General features: G+C 70.5%; 31 protein-coding genes and 1 pseudogene. 1 reads left to right on the plus strand and 31 read right to left on the minus strand.

The genetic code is table 11. From position 1 onward, the window contains the following. Positions 1-7: 7 nt before the first annotated feature. The 25 genes and pseudogenes from ACWFR1_RS21830 to ACWFR1_RS21950 all read right to left on the minus strand — a co-directional run bounded on the left by ACWFR1_RS21830 (position 8) and on the right by ACWFR1_RS21950 (position 22,084). A complete protein-coding gene (locus ACWFR1_RS21830; protein WP_453553587.1) occupies positions 8-832 on the minus strand; it encodes an SDR family oxidoreductase in 825 nt (274 codons plus the stop codon). Between the two features lie 841 nt (positions 833-1,673). Continuing rightward, positions 1,674-2,960 (minus strand): DUF317 domain-containing protein, encoded by a 1,287-nt coding sequence (locus tag ACWFR1_RS21835; protein WP_453553589.1) that lies wholly within the window; start codon positions 2,958-2,960, stop codon positions 1,674-1,676. Between the two features lie 16 nt (positions 2,961-2,976). Beyond that, positions 2,977-4,134, minus strand: a complete 1,158-nt coding sequence (locus ACWFR1_RS21840) for a DnaB-like helicase N-terminal domain-containing protein (protein WP_453553591.1) — start codon at positions 4,132-4,134, stop codon at positions 2,977-2,979. Next, entirely contained in the window at positions 4,134-5,405 is a 1,272-nt protein-coding gene (locus ACWFR1_RS21845; protein ID WP_453553674.1) for a DNA cytosine methyltransferase, read from the minus strand. The genes ACWFR1_RS21840 and ACWFR1_RS21845 overlap by 1 nt, the downstream gene beginning before the upstream one ends. Before the next feature lie 5 nt (positions 5,406-5,410). Continuing rightward, on the minus strand, positions 5,411-6,271 hold the full coding sequence (locus ACWFR1_RS21850; RefSeq protein WP_453553676.1) for a hypothetical protein: 861 nt from the start codon (positions 6,269-6,271) through the stop codon (positions 5,411-5,413). 305 nt (positions 6,272-6,576) lie between these two features. Then, the gene (locus ACWFR1_RS21855) at positions 6,577-6,918 is read right to left on the minus strand and encodes an SH3 domain-containing protein (protein ID WP_453553592.1); all 342 of its coding nucleotides are present in this window, start codon (positions 6,916-6,918) and stop codon (positions 6,577-6,579) included. A gap of 276 nt (positions 6,919-7,194) precedes the next feature. Then, the gene (locus ACWFR1_RS21860; RefSeq protein WP_453553594.1) at positions 7,195-8,007 is read right to left on the minus strand and encodes a hypothetical protein; all 813 of its coding nucleotides are present in this window, start codon (positions 8,005-8,007) and stop codon (positions 7,195-7,197) included. 82 nt (positions 8,008-8,089) lie between these two features. Next, positions 8,090-8,881, minus strand: coding sequence for a hypothetical protein (locus ACWFR1_RS21865; protein WP_453553596.1), 792 nt, complete (start codon positions 8,879-8,881; stop codon positions 8,090-8,092). A gap of 51 nt (positions 8,882-8,932) precedes the next feature. After that, on the minus strand, positions 8,933-9,493 hold the full coding sequence (locus ACWFR1_RS21870; RefSeq protein ID WP_453553678.1) for a hypothetical protein: 561 nt from the start codon (positions 9,491-9,493) through the stop codon (positions 8,933-8,935). A gap of 29 nt (positions 9,494-9,522) precedes the next feature. Then, entirely contained in the window at positions 9,523-10,029 is a 507-nt protein-coding gene (locus tag ACWFR1_RS21875) for a hypothetical protein (protein WP_453553598.1), read from the minus strand. A 40-nt stretch (positions 10,030-10,069) separates the two neighbouring features. Then, the gene (locus ACWFR1_RS21880) at positions 10,070-11,863 is read right to left on the minus strand and encodes a type IV secretory system conjugative DNA transfer family protein (RefSeq protein ID WP_453553600.1); all 1,794 of its coding nucleotides are present in this window, start codon (positions 11,861-11,863) and stop codon (positions 10,070-10,072) included. A 45-nt stretch (positions 11,864-11,908) separates the two neighbouring features. Beyond that, positions 11,909-12,661: a DUF317 domain-containing protein gene (locus ACWFR1_RS21885; RefSeq protein WP_453553602.1), complete on the minus strand. Its 753-nt coding sequence runs from the start codon at positions 12,659-12,661 to the stop codon at positions 11,909-11,911. Next, positions 12,658-13,179 (minus strand): hypothetical protein, encoded by a 522-nt coding sequence (locus ACWFR1_RS21890; protein WP_453553604.1) that lies wholly within the window; start codon positions 13,177-13,179, stop codon positions 12,658-12,660. The genes ACWFR1_RS21885 and ACWFR1_RS21890 overlap by 4 nt, the downstream gene beginning before the upstream one ends. 85 nt (positions 13,180-13,264) lie before the next feature. Beyond that, a complete protein-coding gene (locus tag ACWFR1_RS21895; RefSeq protein WP_453553606.1) occupies positions 13,265-13,909 on the minus strand; it encodes a DUF317 domain-containing protein in 645 nt (214 codons plus the stop codon). A 191-nt stretch (positions 13,910-14,100) separates the two neighbouring features. Beyond that, entirely contained in the window at positions 14,101-14,922 is an 822-nt protein-coding gene (locus ACWFR1_RS21900) for a DUF317 domain-containing protein (RefSeq protein ID WP_453553608.1), read from the minus strand. Beyond that, positions 14,919-15,374 (minus strand): hypothetical protein, encoded by a 456-nt coding sequence (locus ACWFR1_RS21905; RefSeq protein ID WP_453553610.1) that lies wholly within the window; start codon positions 15,372-15,374, stop codon positions 14,919-14,921. Before ACWFR1_RS21905 ends, ACWFR1_RS21900 begins: the two co-directional genes overlap by 4 nt. Before the next feature lie 4 nt (positions 15,375-15,378). After that, positions 15,379-15,780 carry a hypothetical protein gene (locus ACWFR1_RS21910; protein ID WP_453553612.1) on the minus strand — a complete coding sequence of 134 codons (402 nt, stop codon included), beginning with the start codon at positions 15,778-15,780 and terminating at the stop codon, positions 15,379-15,381. A 35-nt stretch (positions 15,781-15,815) separates the two neighbouring features. Next, positions 15,816-16,478 (minus strand): hypothetical protein, encoded by a 663-nt coding sequence (locus ACWFR1_RS21915; protein ID WP_453553614.1) that lies wholly within the window; start codon positions 16,476-16,478, stop codon positions 15,816-15,818. Further along, positions 16,475-17,215: a hypothetical protein gene (locus tag ACWFR1_RS21920; RefSeq protein WP_453553616.1), complete on the minus strand. Its 741-nt coding sequence runs from the start codon at positions 17,213-17,215 to the stop codon at positions 16,475-16,477. Before ACWFR1_RS21920 ends, ACWFR1_RS21915 begins: the two co-directional genes overlap by 4 nt. Before the next feature lie 20 nt (positions 17,216-17,235). Continuing rightward, positions 17,236-17,925 carry a hypothetical protein gene (locus tag ACWFR1_RS21925; protein ID WP_453553618.1) on the minus strand — a complete coding sequence of 230 codons (690 nt, stop codon included), beginning with the start codon at positions 17,923-17,925 and terminating at the stop codon, positions 17,236-17,238. A gap of 13 nt (positions 17,926-17,938) precedes the next feature. After that, a complete protein-coding gene (locus ACWFR1_RS21930; RefSeq protein WP_453553620.1) occupies positions 17,939-18,799 on the minus strand; it encodes a relaxase/mobilization nuclease in 861 nt (286 codons plus the stop codon). Next, positions 18,796-19,215, minus strand: coding sequence for a hypothetical protein (locus tag ACWFR1_RS21935; RefSeq protein WP_384234097.1), 420 nt, complete (start codon positions 19,213-19,215; stop codon positions 18,796-18,798). The genes ACWFR1_RS21930 and ACWFR1_RS21935 overlap by 4 nt, the downstream gene beginning before the upstream one ends. Before the next feature lie 138 nt (positions 19,216-19,353). Beyond that, a complete protein-coding gene (locus ACWFR1_RS21940) occupies positions 19,354-19,854 on the minus strand; it encodes a hypothetical protein (RefSeq protein WP_453553680.1) in 501 nt (166 codons plus the stop codon). Between the two features lie 414 nt (positions 19,855-20,268). Next, positions 20,269-21,117: pseudogene (locus tag ACWFR1_RS21945) on the minus strand (MFS transporter); the annotation flags it as partial. Positions 21,118-21,208: 91 nt separating this feature from the next. Then, positions 21,209-22,084, minus strand: coding sequence for a hypothetical protein (locus ACWFR1_RS21950; RefSeq protein WP_453553622.1), 876 nt, complete (start codon positions 22,082-22,084; stop codon positions 21,209-21,211). Positions 22,085-22,165: 81 nt separating this feature from the next. Between ACWFR1_RS21950 and ACWFR1_RS21955 the strand changes: the two genes are divergently transcribed. Further along, positions 22,166-22,366 (plus strand): hypothetical protein, encoded by a 201-nt coding sequence (locus ACWFR1_RS21955; protein WP_453553624.1) that lies wholly within the window; start codon positions 22,166-22,168, stop codon positions 22,364-22,366. A gap of 38 nt (positions 22,367-22,404) precedes the next feature. On the opposite strand, the gene ACWFR1_RS21960 is transcribed toward ACWFR1_RS21955, so the two are convergent. The 6 genes from ACWFR1_RS21960 to ACWFR1_RS21985 all read right to left on the minus strand — a co-directional run bounded on the left by ACWFR1_RS21960 (position 22,405) and on the right by ACWFR1_RS21985 (position 26,141). Then, on the minus strand, positions 22,405-23,424 hold the full coding sequence (locus tag ACWFR1_RS21960; RefSeq protein ID WP_453553626.1) for a hypothetical protein: 1,020 nt from the start codon (positions 23,422-23,424) through the stop codon (positions 22,405-22,407). A gap of 61 nt (positions 23,425-23,485) precedes the next feature. Then, positions 23,486-23,905 carry a hypothetical protein gene (locus ACWFR1_RS21965; RefSeq protein WP_453553628.1) on the minus strand — a complete coding sequence of 140 codons (420 nt, stop codon included), beginning with the start codon at positions 23,903-23,905 and terminating at the stop codon, positions 23,486-23,488. After that, positions 23,902-24,633, minus strand: coding sequence for a hypothetical protein (locus tag ACWFR1_RS21970; RefSeq protein WP_453553630.1), 732 nt, complete (start codon positions 24,631-24,633; stop codon positions 23,902-23,904). Before ACWFR1_RS21970 ends, ACWFR1_RS21965 begins: the two co-directional genes overlap by 4 nt. After that, positions 24,630-24,893 (minus strand): hypothetical protein, encoded by a 264-nt coding sequence (locus tag ACWFR1_RS21975; protein WP_453553632.1) that lies wholly within the window; start codon positions 24,891-24,893, stop codon positions 24,630-24,632. The genes ACWFR1_RS21970 and ACWFR1_RS21975 overlap by 4 nt, the downstream gene beginning before the upstream one ends. A gap of 189 nt (positions 24,894-25,082) precedes the next feature. Next, positions 25,083-25,664 (minus strand): hypothetical protein, encoded by a 582-nt coding sequence (locus ACWFR1_RS21980; RefSeq protein WP_453553634.1) that lies wholly within the window; start codon positions 25,662-25,664, stop codon positions 25,083-25,085. Between the two features lie 24 nt (positions 25,665-25,688). Further along, positions 25,689-26,141 (minus strand): hypothetical protein, encoded by a 453-nt coding sequence (locus ACWFR1_RS21985; RefSeq protein WP_453553636.1) that lies wholly within the window; start codon positions 26,139-26,141, stop codon positions 25,689-25,691. Positions 26,142-26,179 lie beyond the last annotated feature (38 nt).

The following is a 26,179-nucleotide window of genomic DNA, read 5'->3' on the forward strand; positions in this document are numbered from 1 at the left end:
GCTCGCCTCACGTGTCGCACAAGAACTCTTGTACTCCGCGGAGCCGGGTGTTCAGCCGACGCTGAGTGGCGCGGCTGTCGAGGCGTACGTCGAGGGCCCCAGGCAGGTGGCTGTCTGCCCGGCGGCCGGCGAGGAGAAGGGCGGGATCGAGTCCGTCCCGTCGGGCGATGAGCGCGCCGAGGGCGTAGCGGCTGACGGCGTCGGGGCCGGCCAGGTGGAAGACGCCGACGGCGTCGGAGACAGCGAGTTCCCAGAGAGCGGCTGCCAGGTCCGTGACGTGGACGGGGCAGCGGACGTCGTCCGAGAACAGCGCTCCTTCCCGTGCCCCGGCCACGAGTTCGTGGACGATGCGTTCGTGCGTGGACCCACCGTCGCCGATGATCAGAGAGGTGCGGGCGACGACCGAGGCGGGATGGAGGAGGCGTACGGCGGTCTCGGCGGCAGCTTTCGCGGCTCCGTAGGGAGTGACTGGATCCGGGAGTGCCGTCTCGTCGTAGTGCACGTCGGCGCCGGAGAAGACTGCGTCGGTGGAGACGTGCACCAGGCGGATACCCCGCCTCGCCGTTGCCGTGGTGAGCCGGAAGGAGCTGTCGGCGGTTACGGACCAATCGGCGTCGCCGCTGCTGGCGTTGATCACGACGCTCGGTGCCACGGCGTCGATGAGCGTATCGATCTGGCGGGCGTCGCGCAGGTCGAGGTGATGCCACGTGACCCCGTCGGTCGCGGTGGCGCGGGAGTTGAATGTCGCGGCCGTGACGCGGCCTGCGGAACTCGCTTGGCGCAGCAGTTCGGTTCCGAGGAAGCCGCTGCCACCGATGATCAACATCGTCATGCGGCTACAAGGTAGCGGACCGTGTGCGCCCGTGGGGCGGGACGGAGAAGTTCCTTGACTGGTGCTCGGGTGGTGGGAGCGCATCCCTGCCTGGGAGCGTCCGACTGCAATACATATCGGAATTGGAATAGGCGGCAGCCTAGACCACGGAAGTCTTAGAGGGGGTCGCGCGGCGGGTTCAAGAGCGGCTATTGTTGGGGCTCCTGCGCCCGTTCTTTAGGGGGTTCCTCGGCTCGTGCTCGGTACGGGGCGGGTCGGCACTCCGAGCCGTCCTGCCCGGAGCACGCAACCGGCGTGCCCCTAACGGGAGGTGAACTGCATGTGCGGTTCGTCGGGGCAGGAACCTGAGCGTTCGTCAGGAGGTAGTCCCTCTAAGGGGCTTCTGATTGCGGGAGCCATCGGTGCCATCGCGGCACATGTGGCGTCCCTCCTGGTCAGCGGTGTAACGCTGCTGAACACCCTGGCGAAGTAGACCGTCCGGGGCCGTAGGCACCGGCCCCGGACGGCCGTTCGGGTGGGCCGGCGCGGATCTCTCGTCCGCGTCGGCCTAATCTTTTGTCGCGACGCAATTACTAATCTGCGCTGCGGCAACATTGTTAATCTGTTCCCGTGCCAACATTGGTGTAATGCTCACTGCTAATTGGCACGGGCTAATTCGGGCGTATAACTTGCCGCCTATTTGGGGTGCGTCAAGTTTTACGCTCGCTCGTAATCTAACTTCCCGGCCTGTCGAAAGCTAGCGGGTCGGCAGGATTCAGCCGTCTTGGCGGGGCATCGCGGCAGGTCAGCGGTTTGTTGCCCTCGTGGAGCACTCGCGTGCCGAGCAGCCGCGGTGGGCCCGTCACCGGCGCGGAGCCCGCGGTCGCGATACGGCTGGCGGAAGCCGAGGTGCGGGTGCCGGCTGCTGCGCGGGGGCGGGTGCGGGGGCTGCGACGAGGGTCGTGGCGGTGGAGGCGAGTTCGGCGAGGAGGTCTCCGCCCGCGGCGGCGGACAGGCGGATCGTCCATGCTGCGCGGTCGAGGTTGTCCCCGCCGTACAGGGTCCAGCGATCGGTCGTGGAGTGCGGGGTGTGCTCGAAGGTGATGGCGCCGGCTGCGGCCGTCCAGGTGGTGCGGGCGGGGTGGCTTGCCGGGTGCCATCCGGCGTCTCGTAGGACGTCGTGCGGTTCCCCGGCGGCTGCGAGGGGCGGGATGTCGAGGTGCTGCAGGATCGTGTGGATCAGGGCGACGGGGGTGCCGGCGGTAATGGTGGCGTGCCAGAGGCGTTCGCCGACCGGGCCGTCGTACTCGGCGATCGTCCAGGCGACGTCGGTGTGGTGCCGGGCTTCGTGGTCGAACTCGGCCCGTGCGGTGAGGGATTCGTGGGAGGCGATGGTCGTCTCGTCGAAGGGGCGGTACTTCTCCCACTGGCGCTCCTCGTCGAACAGGGCCGCGAGGAAAGCCTCGTGTTCGCCGGGTTCCGCGACCGGCGGCTCGGCCGTAGGCGCGGGGACGTGCTTGGCGGTGGTCGGGGGCTTGCCCGCGAGGAGGTGGCGGACGGTCTGTTCGAGGTCGGTGAGCGGGGCGGGGCCGGGGCGGACGGCGACGGAGTAGAGGCGGTGGAACTCGGCGACGGCCTCGGCTTCGCCGGCGTACGAGGTGGAGATCTGCCGGAGGTGGTTCTCACCGTGGAGGTGGACGTGCCGGCGCACGCCTGTCGTGTAGCTGCCGACGGCGACGGTGGTGTGGCCGTCGACGGCGTGCAGGTGGATGATCAGGCGGCCTTCGGCGATGTCGTCGTGGATGCGCTGAGCCTCGGCGCTCACCTCGCGGATTTCTTCGCGGTCGCACCAGGGCATGGGGTAGTTCCCCCAGGTCCACTCCGTGGCGATCTCCTCCGGGAGGACTGGGGCGATCTCGGTGGTGAAGCCGAGCTGCTGGAGCAGTTCGGCCGCCTTGGCGGTGTAGTAGGGCTCTTCCCGGTCGATGCGGGCCAGGACCATCGTGGTCGGGCCGGTGCTGCGGAAACCGAGGTCGTGCAGATGGGAGCGGGCGGCGTCGCTCGTCGGCCCGGACGTCGTGGCAGTGACGGCGGGTTGGTGCTCCGGGTGGAGGGCGAAGCGGATGTGGGCATCAGCGGGGGCGTACATCGGGGGATCCTTCGGGTTACGGGGTTCGGCCGGCGGCGCGCAGACGAGGGGCGGTGGGCGATAGCGCCTGCGACACCGAGGGGACGCGGCTACGCGCAGGGCCGGCACGTGAGGCGGTGAACGTGTCCGGCCTGGTCGGCGGAGAAGCGGCCGTGCGGGTGGCTTGCTGCCAGCGGCGACGGACAGCGGTGAGATCGGCCAAGGCCCTGCGTCCGCCTGTGATCAGCTGGTGAACGGTGTTCACCGGGTCATCGGTGTAGGCAGTGATCCGGCTGGCGGTGTGCGAGGCACGGGCAAGCAGCGCGCGCTCGATGACCTGGTTGCCCCAGTGCTCCGGAGGAAGAGCGGCGGTCGACAACAAGGCGATCACATCGGGCGGCGTGATGCCGGCGGCGAGGATCCCCCGGTGTTGGGCCTCCCACAGGACCGTAATCGGGTCCACCGGATCACCGCGGTGACCGAGCGCCGACACGCACTGCCACAGCCCGGCGTGCAGGGGGAGGGTGAAGTCCTCGCCGACGAGCCAGCGCATGTTCTTCACGGCTGCCGGCCCGGACACGGCGCTTGCGAGCAGCATCCGCTCCTGGTCCTCGGCTTCGTCGTCCTGGGGACACGGTGGCGTCGGCGGCGTGGGGGTACGGGGCAGCGAACCGGGGTGGGCTGGGAAGTCCCGGGAGAGTGCGTCGAGCTGCTGAGCGAGCTCGTCGACCGCGGCGAGGACGTGCGCGGGGCGGTCGGGCACCGTGACGTCCTGGGCGGCCATGGCGAGCGTGTCGGCATGAAGTCGGATGGACCGCCGGGCGTGCTCGCTACGCACCATCGCTGCGTACGCTCCCGCATGTTCGGAGCGAGGACAGGCGGAGATCAGCAGATGGAGGTAGGCGGCTGTCAGAGCCGGCGCCTCCTGGCGGGCTTCCCCCAAGACGGCTCGCAGCCAGTCCAGGCCGGCCTGCGGGCTCGGGTGCTCCGGCCTCCGCACGGTGCTCATGGCGGTGAAGAGGGCTCCATGCGCGGGGTTGGAGAAGGCGTCGTTGTCCAGCCCGGCGGCATGGGGGAGGAGTTCCGGCTTGAGGAGGAGGGCGCCGAGCAGCGCCTGTTCGGCGTAGTGCACCGGTTCACGTTCGGCAGGCTCGTACGGCAGGCCCTCGTCGGAAGGGTCGGGACCATGGGGCATCAGGCGGCCAGGGTGAAGTCGTCGGGGATGAAGGCGCGGTCGAGGTGCGGGGCAAGGAGATGAGCGGCGAGCCGTGGCGGGACCGCGTTGCCGATCTGAGAGAACTGCTGGCCCTTGGTGCCCTGCCAGGGGTGGTCGGCGGGGAAGGTCTGTAGGATGCCGGCCTCGGCGGCGGTGATCCGGATCGGCGTCGGCGGAGGGAACTCTTGCTCCTGAACGGCGTCGGCTGGGCGGGCGACCCAGGTGCACTCGTTCGCGCGGTGCCCGAAGAACAGGGTGCCTGCCGGCTCGTCGACACCTCGGATGGTGGCGTTCGCCTGGTTGTTGCTGCGCAGGGCCCAGGTCCAGTGCGTGGATTTACTTGTGCACGTCGGAGCCGGTCCGGAGGCAGGGCTGTCGCCGCGCGTACCGTGCCGGGCGGTCCAGCCCGCCCCGCGGGCCTGCGGCTTGAGGACGATGTCCTCGGCCGCCGGCGGGGCCGCCCAGGTGCCGCGCTCGCGGGCGTCGGTCAGCGTCTTGCGGGCACCGGACGGAAACGGCTCGGGCCCGCCTCCGGGCCCGCCGCCGGCGCAGACCGTAGGCACGGGGCGGTCGGTCGCGCCCCAGCCGAGCGCCTCGGCCATGGACACCCACCTCGCGCGGCCCGGCCCGAACAGGCTCTCGGGCTCGGCGACGCGGGCGTGCGTCGGCGCTGGAGGCTCGGCCGTACGGAGGCGGGATGCGAGGAGGATCGCCCGGCGGCGCGTCTGGGGTACGCCGTAGTCGGCCGCGTTGAGGATGCCGGTCCACACCGAAAAGCCCCAGGACCGCAGGATCGCCGCGTACTGCTTCCAGAGAGGGAGTACGTCGGGGACCTCTTCCATCGCCACCCAGTCCGGTTCGCCGACGGAGTTCAGGGCGTGGAGGTAGCGCATCGGCTCGGCCGCGAGGAGAGACCGCTCGTCCCGGCAGGCGGCCAGGAGCTTTTCGCGGCTGTCCAGGCCGACGGCGAGGTCGGCGACCGCCTGGTGGACGAGCGGCTGGTCGACCAGGCCGAGGCGCTTGCCCGCCATGGACCACGCCTGGCAGGGCGGGGAGGCGATGAACCCGCGCGTCCGGCCGGCGAAGATCCAGGCCGGATACATGGCGACATCCGTGCGGACGGTCAGCAGGCCGGCCGCCGCTCGTGTCTTGCAGGCCCATTCGTCCCACTCCAGGCCGATGTCCCGGATCCCGAAGCGGTGCAGGGGAACGCTCCAGCCGCCCGGGCCCGCGAACAGGTCTAGAACCAGCCCCTTCACGCAGTGAGCCCGAAGTCGTCCTGCACCGCCTCCACTTCACCCCGGCACGCCCACGGGGAGCAGCCATCCACGATGCCCTGCTCCAGCTCGTCTGTGTCGGAGAGGTTCTGCTGGCGGGCGGCCCACTCGGCCGCGGTGACGTGGTCGATCGGGGCCTGATCGAGCGGGACCCGCGAGCGGTGCAGGAACGCCTCGCCCAGCAGCTTGTTGCCGCTGGCGTTGGCGCGGGCGTTCCCCTTCCGGATCGCCGCGTCGAAGGCGACGACGTCTGCCCACTCGGTGGGGGAATGGTCGCGAATATTCCGCCACTGCGCATTTCCATGGAAGGGGCAGCCGAGGCAGCTCGATTTCGGAGTGTCGGACAGGCCGAGGGACGTCAGATAGTGGATACAGTCGGCGCGCGACCAGCCCATGCCGATCAGTGGGTGCAGGTTGCGCATGTACTTGACGTCGGCGTCCTTGGCGCGGTGAAATTCGTCGGTGGATATGCCGATCCACTGCTCGGTGAAAACGCCCTTCGGGACGCGGGTCGGATATGGATATCCAAGAAGGTCCCGGACCTTCTTCTTGATCGGCTTTACCTTGTACTCCCCGGTGCATTGACGCCGAGTCATCCCAGGTCGGCCGTCCTTGTTGAGGATGAAGAGCGGCATGGACGCGAACCGATGGTCCGGGTCCAGGGCGTCATTTCTGATGTTCCCGGAGGTGACCCGGAGAATTGGGATTCCGGCGGGCTTGGCTATCTCGCGGTCGAGGCGGTCGAGGTGTGTATAGACAGCTTCGGGTTCCCATCCGGTATCGGCGAAGATCGCGTAGTCGACCTTCGGGAGGGTGCCATCGGCTGACAGTGCGAGCAGGGTGCTGGACTGAATGCCGGCGCCGAGGGAAATGATGCGGAACTGGGGCTCGGGGGAAATGAGACTTCCTTGTGCGCGGTAGAGGGGGAGTCGACGATGGGCGCGGGCCGACGAGAAATGGTGAGGCGGTACTGATGTCAGCGGCGCGGCGCGTTTAGCGGCTGCTGATGGAGGCGGGCCTGTGCGCGGTGGAGCTTTACAGGACCTCGGTGGCGCCGACCCCTCTCGCGCAGGTGGGAGGGGCCGGCGGGTGGCTGGGGTGACCGGGGACGCTGGTTACGGGGGCAGCGTCACGGCCGCGGGTATCAGTCGAGGCACATGTATGCCTCGCGGTATACGTAGGTGCCCGAGACCCAGCCCTTCTTGCCGGTCGTGAGATCCGTGATGTAGCGCCAACTGCCGCTGGAGTAGTGCACGGTGAACCGGTGGCTGCGGTAGAGGACACCGACGATGGTGGAGCTGGTGGTGGCGCGGGAGCGGATGTTGACGGCGCTTGTGCTGATCGTCCACGGTCCGGGCCGGTCGCAGTCCCGCACCAGCGGGAGGGCGGCGGGCGCGGTGGTCGCGGCCGAGGCAGCGGAGGCGGTTGCCGGAACGGCGAGGGTTGCCAGGGCGGCCGCGCACAGGGCGGCACGGGGGAATCGCAAGGAGATCTCCAAGGGGATTGGGAAGGGCGGGAGGTGCTGCCGCAGGGGGGCGCGAGCACCCCGGGTGCCCGCCCTTTGGCGCGGATGGGCTGGTTCAGCGGCGGCGGGTGTCGGCCAGGCGCCGACGTGCCGGGCGGGCGCGGAGGGGCTGGAGCGTCTCGTCTCGGGACGTCGGAAGCCGAGGGGTGCGGAGCGGTCAGCGTGAGCAGGGCGGCGAGGTCGCGTTCCAGTTCGGCGGGGCGGGACGCTGGACAACTCGTTCGTCGGACAAGGCGGTCACCGCCGCGCCGCGCCCGCCGACCGCACGGCGCTCTTCGCCGTGGTGGGTGCGGGTGTGACCGAAGCAGGGTGGCTGTGTTGTGCCGGCCGTGCTGAGAGAAGGGCCTGGACGCCGTCGGAGGTGAGCCGGACGCCGTACCGGTCTTGCTGGGCGAGCGGGGTGAGGGTGATCAGCTTCTTGTCGGCGAGCGCGTCGATGGTTGTGGCCCTCATGTGCGCGGCCAGAGGCGTGGCGACTTCCCGGGTGCCGGCTGTGGATCCGCGGACGACTGCGTCGCCGCGGGCGAGCGAGGCGAGGCCCTTGCGCTGCGCTTGGCTGACCTTGACGGCAGGGCCGCTGGTGTCGAGGTTCTCCCGTGTCGCCCGTTCCTGGGCGTAGAGGTAGCCGTCGTGGCGCAGCAGGGCGGCACTGACGTCTTGGACCATCACGGGCGTTTTGGCCAGGTGGGCACGCGTCCATTCCAGCTGGCGGTCGGCAGAGATTGTGTCGTCGTGGACGAGAGAGGAGACGCAGTCCGCCGCCCAGATCGCTGAGTTGGCGGTATGTGTGGTGAGGCGGCGGAGCACGACGACAGCCTCTCGACCGTCGACTGTTGTTCCTGCGTCGCTGAGCGCGGTCTGCGCCAGCAGCTTGCCGACGTACAGCGATGTCTGGTGCAGCGCGCCGCCGATGCGGACGGTGTCGGGGAGGCGCTCGGCGGCCGTGCCACGCTGGCTCTTGAGGTCATCGAGTTTGTTGAAGCAGACCAGCAGGGAGCGGGTGAGGAAGTGCAGGTCCTCCTCGCTCGGGACGATGTGGTGGGACGTCAAAGCGGCTCCTGCTCCAGGAAACGGGGACGGTCAGGCGGAGGTGGTGGCAGTTCGGTGCGGCGGCCGGGGCGTGGGGTGGCCGTTACCGTTGGGTTACGCGCTGTTGCGGCTGGGGCCGTGTAACGGCTGTGGGGCCATGGGCCGCGCGGCTGTGTCGGGCGAGGAGGCGACGAGCGCGGCTCGTGATCGTGACGGTCTGGCCCCGGTAGAGCGAGTGCTTGGTCTCGATCCGCACGAGGTCGTGCTTTTCGAAGAAGGCGAAGGTGGCAGCGTGGATGAGTGACCCATCGGCGGTCCGGATTCTGATGGCTCCCATCCGACCGCTCTCAGTGCGTCGCCCTTCGCCGTGGGCGAGCGCCTCAAGTGCCCTGTGCTGCCCGTCATTCAGCTTCGGCAGTTTCTCGGCTGCGGCGGCCCGTTCCAGGTCATTCGTGATGCCGGTGGCGACGTAGGCGCAGCAGGTCGCGGCGAGATCGAAGCCTTGGACCGCGGCGGCCAGGTGTTCCGTGATGAGGGGCAGCGCGTGTGCGTGCCGGGCTTCACGGACGGCATCCGCGTCCTCCGGAGGGCCGGGGAATCCCGTGCCGTGCAAGGGGTTGGAGGCGACAGCCGCCGCTAGATCGGCGGATGCGGAAGACGCTGCGCCGACGGCTCCAGCGAGCGCGTCCAGGGCTGGGCGGCTTCCTGGCACAGCGACGTAGGGGCTGCCGTCGAGGGCGGTCAGTTCGCCGACCACGTCTACTGTCAGCTGCGTGGAGGTCTGAAGTAGAGGGGTGATCTTGGCGAGAAGGTCACTTCCAGGAGTCCAGGCGAGCTCTTTCACCTGGCTGCTCAGGGCGGTGAACTGAGAGGCGAACGAGCGGAGATGCTGCACGTGGGCGGAGGTATCGGCAAGCGAGATGGAGGGCTCCTTGTCTGAGAGGGGTTAGCGGGAGCGAGGCCGGCTGGATGCCGCCGCGGGCACGCTGGGCGGCTTCGTGGCGGTCGCACCGTGGTTGGCGAGGGCGCGGTCGATGCGGGGCTGGTCCTCGGCCCGCGCTGCGGTGGAGGCCAGGCGCCGCGAGAGGTTCTGTGCGAGCACCCGGTACGTGCCGGTGGCGGTGCCGAGATTCGTTACCGCCTTGGCGAGGTGCCCTCGGCTCGTCTCCGGCGTCTCGTCGCTGTCCTCGTACAGCAGGGCGTCGGTGCGCCCGGTGATGCCGAACGCGCACAAGGAAGAAGCGATCGAGATACGCAGCGTGGCTTCGGCCAGGCGGGCGAGGCTCTCCTCTCCTCCCTTCATGACGGCGTACTGATTGGTGGAGAGGATGTCGAGCTGCTGGAGACACTGGATCGTCAGACCGTGGGCACGGATGCTGAGCGGCGCGATCTCTCGCACGGGCCGCCGGATTTCGCCCGTCCGAATGGCTTCGATTTCTGCGCGTAGCTCTTCCAGCCGGCGGGGTGTCTGGCCGAGGAGCCGGGTCTGCTCGGCGAGGTCGATCATCTGCACAGTGGTCTCCGGAAAAGCTGAAATCAGCGGCGGTGCGCCGCTTGAGCCGTCGGCGGCGTCGGCTGAGGCAGGGCACGTGGGGCAAGGACGGTGGCAGACGGGGGCCGGATGGTGCGGAGGTGCTGCCCGGAGGCGCTGATCCGCCAGAAGTCCCAACCGGTGCGGATTGGGTTGACGGTGGGACGCAGGGCTGCGATGACCGCGCTGGACGCTCCGCTCGGAGACTTGTACCTTCCGGCGCCGGGGTTTCCTGCGGGGATGGTGACGGACTGGGCGCTGGTGTCGTAGATCGCGTTGATGCGGGTGGCAGCGTAGATCGCGTGCACTCGGATCTGGCTGCTCGTATCCGTCTCCGCGGCGGTTGGCGCGTTCTCGGCGAACAGGACGAGGAGCTGGCGGACGGCGGCGTTGGGCGTGGTGTTCCACGCCTTCGCGAGCAGGTTCAGCAGGCTGTGCGTAGATGGATCCAGGTTCAGCAGGCTGTGCGTAGACGGATCCAGGTCCAGAGACGGCAGAGGCTGTCCGGACAATCGATGACCTCCTTGAGGATGAGCAGTGCGTGGTACGTGGCTACGCGGCCTGGCCGAACTGCTCCTGCGGCGGAGTCTGTTTGGCGATGGCGCGTGCGGTGATCGCCTTCGAGGCGCGGGCGGAGGCGGCGGCGAGCTCGTCGGCGCCGGGCTCGGTGTACCAGGGGCGCAGGTCGAGCATCGCGACTCGCATTCCGGTGGCCAGGCACAGGGCGGAGCCCTTGGCCAGGGCCCGGATCGCGTCGGCGGGCAGGATCCGCTCCTGCCGCATGCTGATCGAGGTCGACTTGCCGGAGTCGGAGATGGACGTCGAGGTCGTCTCGACGTCGTGGTCGCCGATCATCCGGGAGAGTTTGTCGGCGAAGTCGGGGTCGTCGATGCCGGAGCCGATGACCTTGACGGTGGCCGCGGACCACATGGCGTCCATGCCGGCGTCGCCCCAGACCTTCTGGCCTTGCCGGTAGGACTGCAGGATGGTGATCGGGATGATCCCACGGCTGCCGAGGTGGGAGTACAGGTCGGGCAAGTCCGAGATTTTGCAGACGTTGGCGGCCTCATCGAGGATCGCGAGCATCGGCGGGTCGAGCCGGCCACCGGCTCGTTCGGCCTGAGCGGTCGCGGCCCGCATCACGCCGTCCGCGTACGCCGCGATCAGTGCGGAGGCGCCGCCTCCGCCGTCCTTCGACAGCAGGAACAAGGTGTCCGTGGACGTGACGAACTCGGCCGGGCGGAACTCCGCGACGCCGTGCTGCGGGGTGACCCAGGCGGCGATCTCGCTGTTGAGCAGGGCGGCGGCGTATTGGCGGGCGGTCTCGTAGATGCCGTCGCGTGTCTCGGGCGGGCCTTCGACGGTGCCCTTGAGCTGGGAGGCGACGGCGGTGAACTTGTGGTCGCGCAGGATGTCGAGCGGGGTGCGGTCGGCGGGGAAGGCGAGCCACTGCATCACGTCGGTGATGGGCCGTTCGTCGAGCGCCGCGGCCAGGAACAGCTGGGCGAGGATGTTGCTGCCGGCCTTGGACCAGAAGTCGCCCTGCTGGCTGGCGTCCACGCTTGCGGCGAGGAAGTGGCCGGCCAACCTGCCTGCCCCGTCGAGGGACTTGGCGTCGGCGAGCGGGTTCCACCACATCGTCCGCTCGGCGTGCGCGATCTGCTGTGGGTCCATCGACCACACCCGGCCCACCCGCTCGCGTGCATCGAGGCAGGCGGTGAAGGCGTCGCCGGCGGCCTTGTTCGAGGTCAGCAGCACCGGCCCCGGCGCGGCGAGGATGGAGGGGATGGCGAGGGACGTTGTCTTGCCGGACCGCGGGGCCATGATCGCGACGGCGACGTCCTCGAAACCCATACGGACCTCGTGCTTCGTGCCCTGGAGGTTGCCGAGGAGGACGCCGGCGTCGCGCGGCTCGATGTGTTTGGCGTGCTTCAGGCTCGGGCGCAGGGAGCGGGCCTTGGCCTCGATGGCCTTGGCGAGCAGCGGCTCGATGTCGCGGGCTGTGGCCATCCCGGTGACCTTCTTCTTCCGGCTGCCGGTCCGGTTCTTGTACCGGAGCCACAGGGCTCCGGCGCCGGCGGCGAGGAGCAGCGTCACAAGGGCGGGGACGATGCGGGCGGTGATGAGCAGGGACGTTTCTCCGGCCCTGGGCCAGAGTGTCTCGGGGTGGAGGAGGGCGTCACCGGGCCGGTAGGGCGCCCAGGGACCGGTGTCGGTCGCCCAGGCGGTGAGGTTGCCGCCCAGCCAGGCGATCGAGGCGAAGGGAAGGCAGATGGCGAGGGCGCCGAGGAGTACCTTCAGGGCTATGTCGTAGCCGTCGGAGTTGGAGGAGGGGGCGGGGGACAAGCGGCGGTTCCTTGGACGGTGCGAGCTTCGGTGGGCGGGGGATCGTCAGCGGGCGCGGCGGGGTGCCGGCGGTAGTGCCGGCGGCGCCGCGGGTGGAGTGCTGGAGCGGCGGGAGGCGAGACGCTCGATCCGCTCCGGCAGTGCGTGGGCCACGCTCTCGGCCGACTGCTCCTGCCAGTGCAGGGTGATCCGGTGGCGGGAGAGACCGATGGTCTGCTCGTGGGAGCGGCGCACCGGCTCCGGATCGGCGAGCGCCTGCATGAACGCGGCCACGAGGACGCGGGGTGTGGCGCTGGCGAACCGGGCTTTCCACACGGGGTCGTCCTCGTCGAGGCTGGCCGTGATGTGCCAGTTGTGGCTGCCGGAGAAGTTGAAGCGTTCGCCCCTCACTCGTCCGTCCGGCGAGCGGAACTCCCCGTTGTGAACGGAGTCCCAACCGGCCCGCCATAGCGGCTGGTACGGGGCAACCACCTCGCGCGCGTTGTAGTCGGGGTCGGTGAGAGCGTCGGTGACCGCGGCGATCAGCTCGACGGGCGTCGAGCCGTCGAAGGACGCGTTCCAGACGGACCCGGTGCGGCCGTCGCGATGGGAGAGGTGCCACCACGGCTCGTTCAGCGCGGGCTCGAGACGGAGCATCGACTTCTGGTCCGGGCTGGTCAGGACGACTCGGGGCATGAGCGGGTCATGGCCGTGACTCCAGCCGGCGCCGACGTGCAGAGCGGCGGTGACGTAGGCCGGGTCCCCGGGACCGGCGAGGTACCGGGGCGAGATGAACGCCTGCTCGACCTTGATACTCATCCGCGCCTCCCCACCTGACGGCGGGCCGCTACTGCTGCCGGGGCCGCCGCGGCGCTCAGGATCCGCGGCGGCGCCTTGAGGGCGACGGCGTGGATGTCTAGGAGGGCTCGGCCCTGTGTGGCCCAGGTGTCCAGGTAGCTCCACGCCTCCTCGTTGCGCTCGGCCACGGAGTCGACGAACTCCTCCTGCGACACCGGCGGTGAGGTGCGCCGGGCTTCACGGACCTCGGCACGTTCGATCTGGAGCGTTTCCAACTGCTCCAAGGCACCTCTGAGTTCGCTCAGTTGCCATGCCCATCGGGGCTCGATGTCACCGGCGTTGATGTGCTGGAGCTGGACGGCGGCCGTGGCGAGCAGTTCGCGGGTCGAGTGGCGGATCTCCTGGAACGCTCGCCAGGTCTCGGAGTCCCGCTGGACCATGCGCCAGCCGTACGACACCTTGTCGTGCGGCCAGCCGGCGGCGTCGGTGTGCTTGTCGGAGTAGGCGTCCCAGGCGGCGAGGATCGCCTCGCTCTCCACCAGGAACACCTCCAGCCGCGTGAGGAGGAGGGCGTGTCTGTCGGGCGGTGTGTTCAGGATGGCTCCTTGAGTGCAGGGGCGAGGGTCAGCGGCGGCTTGCCGGACGAGCGGCTGCGGAGGCGTTCGGGGCTGGAATCCCCGTGACCGGAAGGTTCTTGGGGTGGTGCCGGCGGGCCTCTGCCAGGCGTCTGGTGTGCGCGGCGACGACCTGGTCGTGGATCTCGAACTCGGCGCCCACGTCCAGGCGCTGGTTGCTTGGGACCTCGAAGCGGGTGCGCAGCACGGGGGCCGGGTCGATCAGCGCGCCTGCGAGGGCTGCCAGAAGATGCGGGGGAGCGTCCCCGTCGAGGCTCGCGCTCCAGAGCCGTTGCTGGGGACCGTACTGGTCGTGATGGCCGGCGACGTTGATAGACCAGTAGTGCAGGGCGGATACGTCAGAGAGGTGAAGGCTGACGACGATGGTGCCGTCCGGAGACAGCAGCTGTTCGTCGCCGGACTTGTCCGGGGTGTGCTGCCAGTGCGCGTCGGTGAGGAGACCGACGATCGTCGGGCCATTCTCCTGGGGGACGGGCCGGACGAGGGCGTCGGTGACAGCGGCCACGATCTCCACCGGCGCGCTGCCGCTGAACCACATCGACCAGTTGGGCTTGCCGCGACCGGCGATGTGCCAGCAGGTCCTCCGGGAGCCGGGGTCGATCGTGAGCCAGTGAGAATGGTCGGGGCTCGTCATGACGACCGTGGGGTGGAGCGGGTCGGAGTCGGCTTTCCAGCCCGCGGCGTGCAGGGCGTGGGTGACGTGCCGGGGATCTCCGGGGCCGGCCAGGTGGCGTGGGCTGACGGCGGCCCCGTACCTGTAGTGGTCCTGGGCGAAGGCCCGGAGTTGTCGCTCGGTGACCAGGGTGTTCCTCCTTCAAGGGCTGGTTACCGGCGGGCGCGGGCGGTGCCCCCGGCCGTGGCGTACGGGCGGGCCGCGGCGTCGGCCGGGGTGCGGGTGCGGGGCCGGGCGGAGGCCCAGGAGTGGCGGGCCCAGGTGGCGGCGCGGGCGGCGGTGATGCGGGCCTGCTGCCAGGCGCCGAGCTCCGAGGGCCGCACGGACACGGACGTCGTACGGATCCACTTCGATGCCGGGATGTGACCGCGGGGGCGCATGACCGGCTGCGGGTCGGCGAGGGACACGGAGAACGTCTCGATCAGGTCCATCGGAGTCGTGGCCGAGAAGACGGCGTCCCACGTCCGGCCGTGCTCGGTTCGGGCTCCAGCCCACCAGTGGGCCTGGCCGTCGCCGGTCTGGTGGAACTGCAGCCAGGTGTTCCGGTCGGGGCCGACGGCGGTGAAGTGCTGGGAGCGCTCGGTCTCCCAGTTCTGCTGCTGGAGCGGGGCCCAGGGGTTGGGGGCGTGGGCAGAGCGCTCGCGGGTGAGGGCGTCGGTGAAACCGGCGACGATCTCCACGGGCGTCTGCCGGGTGAAGGTGACCTGCCACCCAGGCTCGGTGGCCGTGGCCTGGCCGCGGATCTGCCAGCCGCCTGACGGGCTGCCCGGGTCGTAGGCGACGCGGACCAGGCGATCGGAGCGATCGAAGACGAGCGGTCCGCCGGTCGTCGAACGGTCCGTCCAGCCGGAGGCACGCAGGAACTCGGTCACATGCCGGATGTCGCCGCCGCCGGCCAGATGCCGGGGCTCGACGAGGTAGTGCTGTTCGGCGTGATCACTGGCGCCCCAGGTCGGGTACTGCTTGCGGGTCACCGGTGCCTCCGTACGACGAGCGGCACGGGCGCCGGCGGCTTGGCGGCCTCACCGGAGGAACGGCTGCGGGCAGCGGCAGAGAGGGGGTAGATGTGTTCTTCGAGGTCGAGGCCGATGTCGCGGAGTTCGTTGGCGGCGCGGCCGAGAGCGAGCCACACCTCAGGTGGCAGGAGCCCGCGCGTGGCCTGGTCCTGGGCGAAGCGGCTCGCGGCCGTGACCAGGGCGGTGACCTGCGCGAGGACGCCGTCCTCGGGGGCGAAGGTGTGCTCCAGGACCTGGACGGTGTCGGGCGGCGTGAGGCCCTGCTGAGTGAGGTACTGATTGAGGAGTTCGAGGCGGCTGGCGATGTTGATGGCCTGGTATGTGCCGTAGGTTTGGGGATCGGGGCGTTTGTTCAGCGTGGGGCCTCCAGGAAAGCGGCGGGGAGCGGGAGCGAGTCCCGGCGCGGGCACGGGGTCAGCGCCGAGAGCGGGGCGGGCCGGCAGCCGGTGGCGGCGGGGGCTGGGAGAGACCCGCGTCCCCCCTCTGCGCAGCGCGGTGGGCCTGCATGGTCTGAGCCCAGGCGGTTACGTCGAGCTCGTCGGGGTCGATGTTGACGTCGTATCCGGCAACGAGGAGCGGAAGGATCGCTCGCGTGGCGAGCTGTCGCTGCCCCTTCCGGCTCAGGTCATCGGGTGTCTCGTGCCAGGTGTAGACGGGGCCGTCGGTCTCCGCTCGTCGGCGCTCCAGCCCGGCAGCGTCGAGGAGGTCGAGCAGTTCCTCGGGAGCGCCGGTCCGGCTGTCGATGTGGAGCCGGTCCGGATGGCTGCTCTTGCGGTAGATCTCGACGTCGGTGTTGCTCTCGTCGGCGAGGTTCAAGGCGTACTCCGAATAGGGAAAGAGCGGGTTGGCGGTCACCGGCGTCGGGGCGACGTCTCCTTCGCCGTGCGCGCGGAGGACGGAGGGGACTTGGCAGGTTTGAGCGGCGGCGGGGTGTGTGCCGCCTTCGTACGGAGGTCGTCGATGTCCCTGGCCATGTTCGACATCACGCTGGTGATGTCCATCAGACGGTCGGCCGGCTCGGGGTCGTCGCCCTGCTCACGCAGCTGGTCGCCCCAGGCGGTCCACACGGCGACGAGCACTTCGCGGAGCCGGGGCAGCACTCCGGTCTCGGGGGCGGCGGTCTCGGCCATGACGCCGGCGAGGACGTGCGTCTCGGTCGTGCTGCGGGCGAGCTCGGTCAGCCGGGTGAGATACCGGTACGCGGCCTCGCGGTCCCCGTCCGGGGTGGCGAGGACGTTGAGGTCGGGTGCGAGGTAGACGCTGTACCCGGCGGCAAGAAGTGCGTAGGAGGCGGCCGTTGCCCCGAGGCGCTGTCGTTCGACGGGCATCGTGACCGGCTGCCGGTGGTAGTGGATGCTGGGGCCCGGGTGGTGAGTGAAGCCGCCGGTGGTCTGCAGGATGCCGGCCGCGCGCTGGTTTCCGCCGATCGCGAGGACCAGCTGGGTCCGCGGGTCGCGCGTGATGGTGACGTAGTTGGGGAGGAGGAACTCGGGCTCTGCCGCAGGGTCGTTCATCGGCTGCGGGTAGCGGACGGTGCTGTGCGGGCGGGCAGCGGGCGGGCCGTTGCGAGCGCGGGGCGGGCGGGGTGTCGCATGCCGATGCCGACGCCGAGTTCGGCCAGCCGCGCGCCGACGGCCCGGACGGCCTGCGCCTGTACGGCGGTGTCGTCTCCAGGCAGGACGAGGAGGTCCTTGTCCTTGTCGTAGAAGAGGCCGTGCTCGGCGAGCAGCGTGGTGAGCGGAGCCGACTCGGGGACCGGGGTGGTCAGGGCGTCCTCAGCCCAGGTGAGTTCGATCTGGTCGGGCAGGGGCGAGGCGAGGGCAGCGGCGTTGCGGCGGGCGTGGGCGGCGGCGTCGGCGTAGCGGGGGAGCAGGTGGAGCGTGACGGCCTCGGCGGCGTGGAAGGGGTCGGCGGGGACGGCGAGCCCGTCGGGCTCGCGGACTCCCGTGTACGCGGTGGCCGGCAGGCCGGCGGGGGCCATGGCGGTGACGAGGAAGCCTTCGGCCTGGCCGAGGTGGTCGATGACGAACAGGCGGGCGCCATCGTCGGTGCGGGTGAGGACCGCGCAGTGGGAGACGCCGTGGGTGGCGATGGCGTGGGCGGTCTGGTCCATGTCCCACACCTCGGAGGCGAGGTGGTCGTAGTCGGTGTCGCCGTGGTCGGGGTGGTACTGGCTGGTCCACCGGCCGGGCAGTTCGCCGGCGAGGACGGTGGCGAAGGATTCGAGGTCACTGGGATCGGCGTTGTGCATGGGGGTCCTTGTGGCGTGGGTCAAAGGCGCCGGGCCGGGGGCGGGGCGGGCAGCCGGGGCGGCAGGGTGATGGTCGGGCAGGGGCAGTGGGCGGATGCTTCGCGCTCGTGGGCCGAGACTTCGCTCGGGCAGGGCTGGCGCGCGGGGTGGGCCTCGTGCCGGTCCGCGAGCTCGTTACGCAGCCGGTGGATCTGGGTAGCGACGATCGCGAGGTGGTGATCGTTCAGGCCGCGTAGGACGGCTGCTGTGTGCCGGTCGTCCTGTATGCCGAGGCTGTCGAAGAAGTCCTCGGTGGCGCTGAGGACGTCGGCAAGGGCGGCGAAGATGCCGTCGTGGGCCGCGGTGAGCTCGGTCAGGATCGCGGTTGCGTCTTCGGTGGTCGTGGCTTCGCGGAGGACGTCGGCGAGGGAGGCGACCTGGGCGCCGAGCGGCAGGTAGTGGGCGGTGCGCTCCTCGGTGTCGAACGCCTCGTCGCACTCGACGGCGTAGCCCGCCGATCGCAGAGCGGTGACGGCCTTGGTGGCCAGGGTGTCCTCGGCGGCCTGGTGGAGGCCGGTGGGCGCGCGGTGGTAGCGCTCGTGCTGGCGGATGACGTGGACGAAGCCGGTGCGTTGCAGGAGGCTGTGGGCCTCCGGATCGCCGTCGTGGGCGAGGACTTCGCCGGAGTGCGGATCGCGCCGCAGGACGATACGGCGGTCGCTGAGGGCCAAGCAGGTTCTTCCTTTACGTCATGGGACGGTGCCCCGTTCTGGCTGCCGCTGAGAGAGCGGGGGAGCCCGGCGGGGGAGCGGACGGGGCATGGCCCGGGGGAGAGTTGAGGGTGGTGGCCGTGGTGGTGAGGTCCTGCTGGAGAGAGAGCAGGCGGCGGGCCGTCCACTCAAGGCGGTGCCCGGCCTCGCGGACGTGGGCCTGCGGATGCCCGACAAGCCGCTGGGCGAGGTGCTCGATGATGCTGCGGGCGCCGGCGAGCGGGCCGGAGGTCTCGTCGCTGACCTGTGCGAGCAGCATGGGCGCCTGCATGGCGGCATCCGGTACACGTGGCGCGGCAGGGCGCTGGGGGGAGATGAGGCCGAGGTCGTCCTCAAGGCGCCGGGCTTCAGCGGCGAGGCGGCGCAGCAGGTCGGACGGAAGCTGCTGCCAGGTGCCGTCGAGGCGGATGAGGTTGGCGATCAGGTCGACACGGCGTGGGTGGGCCTGGACGGCGATCCACCGGCAGCCCTGCTCGTCGCCAGGGGCCGCGATGCTGGCGGCGCGGGCGATGCGGTGGGCGATCTCGGCCCACTCCGGACCGGTCAGCGACCGGTCGCCGGGAGCCAGGCGGACATCGATGTGGAAAACCGCCCGCCGGTCACCCTCGGGGCTCGCGGCCGAGGGATGCTCGAACAGCGGATCGTTGACGTGCTCGGCCCAGTCCACCGAGGTCCACGACGCCGGATCGTCATCGGCCGTGCGGGCGTCCATGCCTGCCCAGCGGGCCACCACCGTGTTCTCGGCGAGCTTCGCCAGGTAGGACAGGGCGCGGCCGAGGGCGTCAGAGAGCACGGGCTCGGCGTCCGCGGCGCGTCGGTGCGTACGGGGGATCACCGGCCGGCGCCCTTGGCGTCGTCGGCGTGGACGAGCTGGCCGAAGTCGGTGACCCGGTACCAGCCGAGGTCGACCGGCTTGTCACCGACGACTTTCGGCAGCAGGTAGTCCTCCAGGGCGCGCAGGTAGATCAGGCAGTCCGGGCACCGCTTGGAGAGGTGGACGAGGTAGCGGGGGTGGCCGGTGATGAACGACTGCGCGCCGCCGTTGGGGTTGCGCAGCCGCCACCCGTCCTCGTCGGTCGGGGTGTGCCAGGACGGGGTCACGACGGTCATCGCGTCGCCCCACAGTTCGCCGTCGGCGACACCCTTGATCACCACGACCTGGTCGCCCGGGGCGAAGTGAGCGTGGGTGATGTCCCGGTCGCCGGTGATCGTGTCGGCGGGAGCGAACGCGGGACGGGTGGGTTCGGGCACGGCAGAGTCCTTCCGCAGAAAGCCGCAGGTGGCGTTGGGGGCATGACTCCATGGTCTGGAAAAAGGCCGGTTAGGCTAACCGGGGATCGTGCGCTATAAATGTGCGCCTCACACCGGCGTGATGGGCCTCGGCAGCCGTCACCGATGTGGGTTCTCGGTGCCGGTGTCCTCGCTCGTGGCGGCGTCGAGAAGCTCGGGCAGGTCGGAGCCCTCGGCCTCACGCTGGTCGATCCACCACCCGGTACGGGTGACCGTGCGGATCTTCTCCTCCAGCACCGCCCAGTCGGTCTCGTCCCAGGTCCCCTCGGTGACCAGGGCGGTGTAGGCGGCGGTGACGAGCTGGAAGCGGGAGCGCTCGCCCCAGTCCAGGGCCCGCTCCGGACCCTCGAGCGGCGGCATGTCGAACCTCTCGGCCCATTCCTTCGCCGCGGCCTGCTCCTCCGCGCGCCGGGCGGTGAGCCACTGCTCCTTCGCGGCGGTGTCGGCGTCGCGGCTGGCCTTCCAACAGTCAGAGCAGGCCCTGCCGGCGAGCCATCGGGCGAAGCCCGCCCTGCGGTCGGCCGCCCGGTCGGACAGATCGTGGGTGACTTCGTGTCCACACAAGTTGTGGATGACGGTCCAGGTGGTCTTGACGGGCATGAACGTTTCTCCTTCGTGAGTGGGGTCTTGGGAATGAGGCCAGTCACCAGCGCAGGTGCGGCGGTGCCGACCGAGGCGGCGGCGAGGGCCGAGCGCGGGGCGGGAGACGGCGAGGACGACGACGGCGGTGGCCGCGCCGGCAGCGGGCAGCCAGGAGAGCCACACGAGGGTGCCGGCGAAGGCGCCGGCGAGTGCGGTCCCGGCGGCCTGGCCGACACCGACCGCGAGGATCAGCCACGCGTACGCCTCTGTGGCCCGCGAGGCAGGGGTGAGGGCGCCGACCGTGTCGAAACCCGAGGTGATGGCCATCGTCAGGAACAAGCCCGGCAGGGCTGTGGCCCCGATTGCGGCCCAGGGCCCTGGCTGGAACAGAAGCGGCAGCCACCCGGCAGCGAACAGAACCGCGGTGATGATGAGTTGGGTTGAGGGAGCGGCGCGGCGGGGGAGACGGGCGAACAGCAGACCGCCGAGGAACGAGCCGGCGGAGAAGGCGGCGGGCAGGACCCCGGTGAGCCAGTCGGTGTCGTGTGCCTTGGCCATGCCGGCCGCCCAGACGGTCAGCGCGCCGAGCGCGAAGCCGATCCCGGAAAGCCCCGTGCACAACAGCACCAGTCCCGGGCTCAGCAGGCGCTGTGCTGCCGCTTGCTTCCCGCCTCTCGCCGTGTCGCCGTGGCGGGACCGCCAGGTTCGCGACGGGCCGGAGGTGAGGACGACGGTGGCGCCGAGCAGGCCGAATACGGCGGTGGAGAGAAGCGTGGCATCGGGGCCGTAGGCGGTGGCGAGCCAGGTGGCCAGGAGCGGGCCGGTGACGTAGAGGAGCCCTTGGGAGCCGGTGTCGAGGGCTTGGATGACCCGCCGCTGTCCGGTGTCAGGGACGGCGGTCGGCCACAGCGCCCGCAGGCCTGATTCCAAAGCCGGACTCGCAAGCCCCGCGAGTGCCACGGCCGCGGTGACGACGGCCGGATGCCCGTCCGGTCCGATCAGGGGCAGGGTCAGGAGGCTGCTGTTCGCGACGGCAGCGGCGGGCGCGCTGACGCGCGTCTGTCCGTACCGGTCCATGAGGCGGCCCTTGACCGGCTGGGTGAGCCCGGAGGCGAGCCCGTAGACGGCGGCGAGCATACTTGCCGCCGCCAGGGAGCCGCCTCTGGCTGTGATCCACAGGACGAGACCGATGGGGACCATGCCGCTGGGCATCCGTCCGAGCAGAGTGCCGGCAAGCAGGCGGGCGACGTGGCGTCGGCCCAGGACGGCCCGGTAGGTCACGGGCGGCGGGGCGGTGGATGGGGAATCGGCCAGGAGCAAGACGAGCGGGGACTTTCCGGGAAGAGGCGGAGCCGCCGCGACGGTGCCGGGGCTATAGGCGGCGCGGAACGCGAGGTGGCGTGGCCTGCGCGGCGGGCAGCGAGGTGGTCCGCACGGCAGGCGGCGGCTTGATGTGCCGGGGTTGGGGAGTGCGATGCGGCGGCAGGACGGCGATGCAGTCCTCTTCGAAGGTGGCCATCGCCTGGCGAAGCTCACCGTCGAGGTGATCGGTCTGGACGGCCAGAGCGCGCAGACGCACCGACAGATCCCGGCCGGCGACCGTCTCGGTGGCGAGGGCGAAGGAGGCGCACTGGCTCAGGAGGTCGGAGAGCTGGGAGAGGTGACAGGGACCGGTGCCTGCACTGGCCACATAACTGAGCGCCTCGAAGACGACTGCGCTCGTGTGGGCCTCGGTGACGTCCGTGATGAGTTCGGCGAGCGTCGGCAGCGGGCCGGCCGGTCCGGGGAATCTCCCGGCAGGGTGAAGGACGCCCGGTTGTACGGGCGGAGGCAGGGCGGCAAGAGCCTGATCGTAGGTGTCGTAGCGCCCGATGACCCGCATCGTGGGGCTGTCGATGTCCCCGGTGATGACCAGCGCGCAGTCGTCAATCGGATCGTCGAGGTTCGGGACCCTGACGATCGTGAGCGGCCGGCCCGCCGCGTCGTAGCGGGTCTCGAACAGGTACATCATGTGACGGCGCCGGACGTCTTGGGCGTGGGCGGTCCACCGTGCTTCTTCGTCCGCCGGCAGCTCGGGTCCGGGCGGCGGCGGCCCGTCCTGAACGGCGAGGTCGCCAAGGAACTTCGCCCGCTCGGCCCACGTTCCCCAGCACTGCCGCAGGACGAGGTCGTCGTGCGGCGCGGTGTCGCTCGTCGGGCGTTCGAGGGAGGAGCGGGCCTTCTCGGAGGCGGCTTCCAGGTCGTCCACGAGCAGTGACCAGCCGGCCAGATGCCGGGAGGGCGGCTGGAACCGCAGCGCAGTGCGGGCCCGGTCGATGAGGAGCGCGGCATGCGGGAGCAGCGCGTCGAACGCCTCGGACTGCTCGCGGTGACGCTCGGCTTCGACCTTCCGCTCGACATCTACACAGGCGGGCCACCCCAGTCCGTCGCGGGCCCGCTTGAGGTCTCTGTCGCTGCGAGTCTTGATGTCGGCGTAGCGGACGGCGTACGTGTTCAGGGCTTCGATTGCCTTATCAGCGGCGGAAGTTGAGCTGATGGGTGCTCCGTAAGTTCGGACGGGCTGGGGGTTCAGAGATGCGGCGCGGGGGAGGAGGCCCGAGCCGGTGCGGGCGGAAGAGCCCGAGAGGAGGCGAGAGCGCGGGATGACTCGGCGGCGGGCAGTCCACCGCCGGTGACCGCTCGCTGGGCCAGCTCGATCAGTCCCTCGCAGCCCTCGGCGAGCCACCAGGCCAGCGGATCGGCGTGGGGGACCGCCGGTGGCGTGTCGGTGTCCGCGGTCGGTGTGCCGACGATGCCGTCCACCCGCCGCAGGAACGCAGCCTCGTACTCGTTGAGCTGCGCCAAGGCCCGCACGGCAGCGGTGACGTGCGGCGCGGCCGTGGTGAACTGGGCGAAGGCATCGACGAGGTCTGCTTGGGGCGGCTCGGATATGGTCCCCGGCTCGTACGCCTGGTGCGCCCAGGCGAGATCGTCTGCCAGGGCGTTGACCTGTGAATGGAGCACGGCGCGCATGTATGCCGGGAACAAGTGGTGTCGTATCTCGGCGGCGGCCGAGGCAGGCGTCGGTTGCACGGTCACGCCCGGCGGCGGAGTGACAAGTTCTTCGTTGTAGAGGTCGCGCGGACGGAGCGCGCCCACGTGGTACAGGTCCCCCTGGGGGTCCCGCAGGACGGTGAATTCGGCTCCGTCGTCTCGCCTGAGAATTGCCACCCGCGCAACACGGTGATTGTCCAGCGCGCTCGCCACGTGCCCGGTGCTCCACAGACAGGCGGCGAGGTCGTCCTGCCATAGCTTCATCGCGTAGTTCTCGACCTTCACCGTCCATCTGCCGGGGAGGTGATCGACCAGGTCGCGGGCGAAGTCCCCCACGTAGGTCTCGCTGCTCGCGGTGACCGTGACGCCGGCGAGCTGGGCGACCACGCCCAGGGTGAGCAGGACCTCGCGGGCGTGGTCGAGATCGTTCAGCGGAACGGCCTTGTTTCCGTCTTCGGTCTTCTCGAACCCGGCGAGCTCCATCGCGGTATGCGCCCAGCGCCAGTTGGCGCCGTCGACGAGCCCGACGACGCCGTTGTTCTCGCTCGTGAACAACGTGATCTCGGTGGAGGAGCGACTGGCGGCGCTGCCGGCTGCTCTGGCGAGCAGAGCGAGGTCAGTGGGGTTCAGGGGGAGGTCCCTTTCGGTTGGAGCGGCTCGCGGGCGCTCGGGTGCGGAAGGCGGTGAGGTGTTCGATGCCGAGCTGGTAGAGCTGCCGGTCGGCGATGTCGAGGAGGTCGCTGGTGCGCAGGTATCGCTCGGCGAGCGCCGGCTGGCCGCGGTCGCGGCACCACGTGCCGGCGGCGCGAAGGAAGTCCCGCAGAGCCAAGAGGGCGCTCGCCTGCGTCCCGGTCAGGGTGTCGACGAGGACGTGGACCTGGGCGACGGTCTGGGCGGTGGTGACCTGCTGCGTCCAGGCCCGTACGGCCTCGGCCGGATCGGGCAGAGCAAGCTCGGCGAGGAAGGGGAGGGCATCGGCGCGGGCACGCCTGCGCAGCTCGGTCCCGGACGGCGCCTCCAGAGGGTCCGGGCTCACCGCCCCCGGCCCCCGCCGCTCGGCGCCGGGGCCGGCGGGGGCAAGTGGGCCTGGTACTCCCGCGCTCGTTGTTCGCTGAGGCGATGGACCAGGGCCTGCAGCTTCGGCGGAGCCTCGACCACTGCGTGCGACCGCTGCAGGGCGGAGGAGGGCGCGAGATCGGGGGTCGCCTGCAGGCGCAGGGCGATCCGGTCGACCTCGATCTCCACGACCCGCAGGACTCCGGCGAGTTCGGCCAGCCGCCGAGCGTCCCGGTCGTGCGCGGGGCTCGGGAGCGCGGAGACGGCGGATGCCGTGCCGAGCAGCAGGTCGGCCGAGGGTCGCAGGAGGCTGTCGTCGCCCTGGGCGAGGGCGGCGAGCGCCTGCCCCGCCTCGTACGGCTGCCGGAGGCCGTCGGCGTTCCGCGCCCAGGTCTTCAGGGTCTGGGCCGCTGTCCGTACGGAGCGCGCGGCACCGCTCTCGCCTCGCAGCGGGGCGGTGGGCGAGAGAGAGGGATCGAGCCGGACCGGATAGCGGGCGGCACACAGCATCTCGGCGGCGTGGGAGGCGTGGTCGTTCTCCCATTCTTCGCCCAGGTCGAAGGGGAGACGGTGCCAGGTGCCGCGCAGGGTGTATTGCCTGACGAACCCAGCGTGGGAGAGCAGTTCGGAGGCGAGCGAGTCGATCGGCCCTTCCACCTCCACCTCACCGCCCCGGCCGCGGACGATGCTGATCAGGTTCTCGGTCACCGAACGCGCCCCTGTCCGGAGGTGGCGAGCGGACCTGCTGGCCGCGGGGACGTGGGTGCGGCCTGGGTGGTGACGGCCGGCCGGTACTGCGAGGAGCGGATACCAGCGGCCTGGGCGATCCGGGAGCGGCGTTCCATCAGCCCGGCCCGGGGCTGGATCCGGGGCGGACCGGCGCTCTGAGCGGGGTCAAGGGTGTAGTCGGCGTGGACTTCGAAGCCGTGCCGGCGCAGATCGTGGACGGCCTGCCGGGTGCGGCGCACACCGTCGTACTCGGGGCTGGTTAGCCGGTACAGGCCCTCGACGCCGGGGACGGGCTCGAACTGCTCCGCCGTGAGGTACCAGTGGGCGAGGTGCGGCGTTGTGTTCGCGGTGGGGGCGGCGACGAAACCGTAATCGGGGTGCTGGCCGAAGTTGAAATGCTGCTTCAGGAGGACTCCTTCGGAGGGTGGTCAGCGGTGCGGCGGCCTGGTGGCGGTTCGGGCTGGTGCGGCAGGCTGGGCGGGGGCGGGGGTGAGCTTCGGCAGATCGCGTGGCAGCGCCATCGGCGGTGGGCTGCCGGGCATCCAGAGCTCGAACGCTTCACTGAAATGGACACGGGGATCGGTCTCCCAGGACATGACCGGTCTGCGGTGGTCGATCTGCCGGCTGATCACTTCGATGCCGGCCGGATGGAGGATGTAGCCCCAGTGGTGGCCGCTGGAGTTGTCCTGGGTCACGGTTTCCCGTTCGGCGGGTGTTCCGTCGAGGTTGAGGACGTTGGTCATCTCGCGGCTGGGCCACTGTTCGCCGCCGGTCAATCGCTGCAGCAGCCCGGGCGGTGATCCGTCGAGAAGGTCGGTGCCGATCTCGTCCCAGGCGAAGACGACGCCGTCGATCAGGTATCGGCTCAGGGCCTCGATGTCCCGGCCGAACCGGAATTGGTAAGCGGCCAGCAGTAGCGGGAGCATGTTCCGGGGGCTGCTGTCGAACTGAACGTGGACGCCCTCGTATCCGGTGGCGGTGGGGCGAGCGATGAAGGCGGGAGATCCCAAAGAGGCTCCAGAAGGGTGGAGGGGCTATGGAGCACGACCGGGCGTGGGCGCGGTCAGTGCCACCGGGATGGCGGCCATGACTCCGGGTTGGAAGGGCCGCCAGGGCTGGGGCGGGGAAGCGGAGGTGAGGGCGGCCATGCGCTCGGGGACGACATGGAGGTCTTCTCCGAGCCCGCGGAGCCGGGTGGCTGCGTCGGCGAGGTCCATGGCCAGGTAGAAGGCGTCGTCGTCGCCGTCGTTCCGGTCGTGCGCACGGGCCTTCTCGGTGGCGGCGTCGAAAAGCTCGGCGAGCCGGGTGAGCAGCCCGTCATTGCCGTCGAGGACCTGGTGCAGCAGGGCGGCAACCTCCCGCTCGTCGGTGGAGGTGCTGACGTGCGCGGTGAGGGCGAAGAGGAGATTGCCGTACGGGAAGCGAGCGTCGGGCTCGTCCCCGGCGGCCGGGGACGAGCCGCCAGCGGGCGTGCGGGATGTCGGCAAGGCCGTCTCCGAACGTGGTTGAGGGTGCGGTGCCGGGC

The organism is Streptomyces sp. NPDC055103 (genome assembly GCF_053607625.1).

Excerpts from the sequence above, each read along its gene's own strand:
- ACWFR1_RS21835 (WP_453553589.1), bottom strand. The coding sequence starts at position 2,960 with ATGTACGCCCCCGCTGATGCCCACATCCGCTTCGCCCTCCACCCGGAG.
- ACWFR1_RS21915 (WP_453553614.1), bottom strand. The coding sequence starts at position 16,478 with ATGAACGACCCTGCGGCAGAGCCCGAGTTCCTCCTCCCCAACTACGTC.
- ACWFR1_RS21885 (WP_453553602.1), bottom strand. The coding sequence starts at position 12,661 with ATGAGTATCAAGGTCGAGCAGGCGTTCATCTCGCCCCGGTACCTCGCC.
- ACWFR1_RS21870 (WP_453553678.1), bottom strand. The coding sequence starts at position 9,493 with ATGATCGACCTCGCCGAGCAGACCCGGCTCCTCGGCCAGACACCCCGC.
- ACWFR1_RS21895 (WP_453553606.1), bottom strand. The coding sequence starts at position 13,909 with ATGACGAGCCCCGACCATTCTCACTGGCTCACGATCGACCCCGGCTCC.
- ACWFR1_RS21830 (WP_453553587.1), bottom strand. The coding sequence starts at position 832 with ATGACGATGTTGATCATCGGTGGCAGCGGCTTCCTCGGAACCGAACTG.
- ACWFR1_RS21940 (WP_453553680.1), bottom strand. The coding sequence starts at position 19,854 with ATGCCCGTCAAGACCACCTGGACCGTCATCCACAACTTGTGTGGACAC.
- ACWFR1_RS21955 (WP_453553624.1), top strand. The coding sequence starts at position 22,166 with ATGCGGGAGCAGCGCGTCGAACGCCTCGGACTGCTCGCGGTGACGCTC.
- ACWFR1_RS21920 (WP_453553616.1), bottom strand. The coding sequence starts at position 17,215 with ATGCACAACGCCGATCCCAGTGACCTCGAATCCTTCGCCACCGTCCTC.
- ACWFR1_RS21840 (WP_453553591.1), bottom strand. The coding sequence starts at position 4,134 with ATGCCCCATGGTCCCGACCCTTCCGACGAGGGCCTGCCGTACGAGCCT.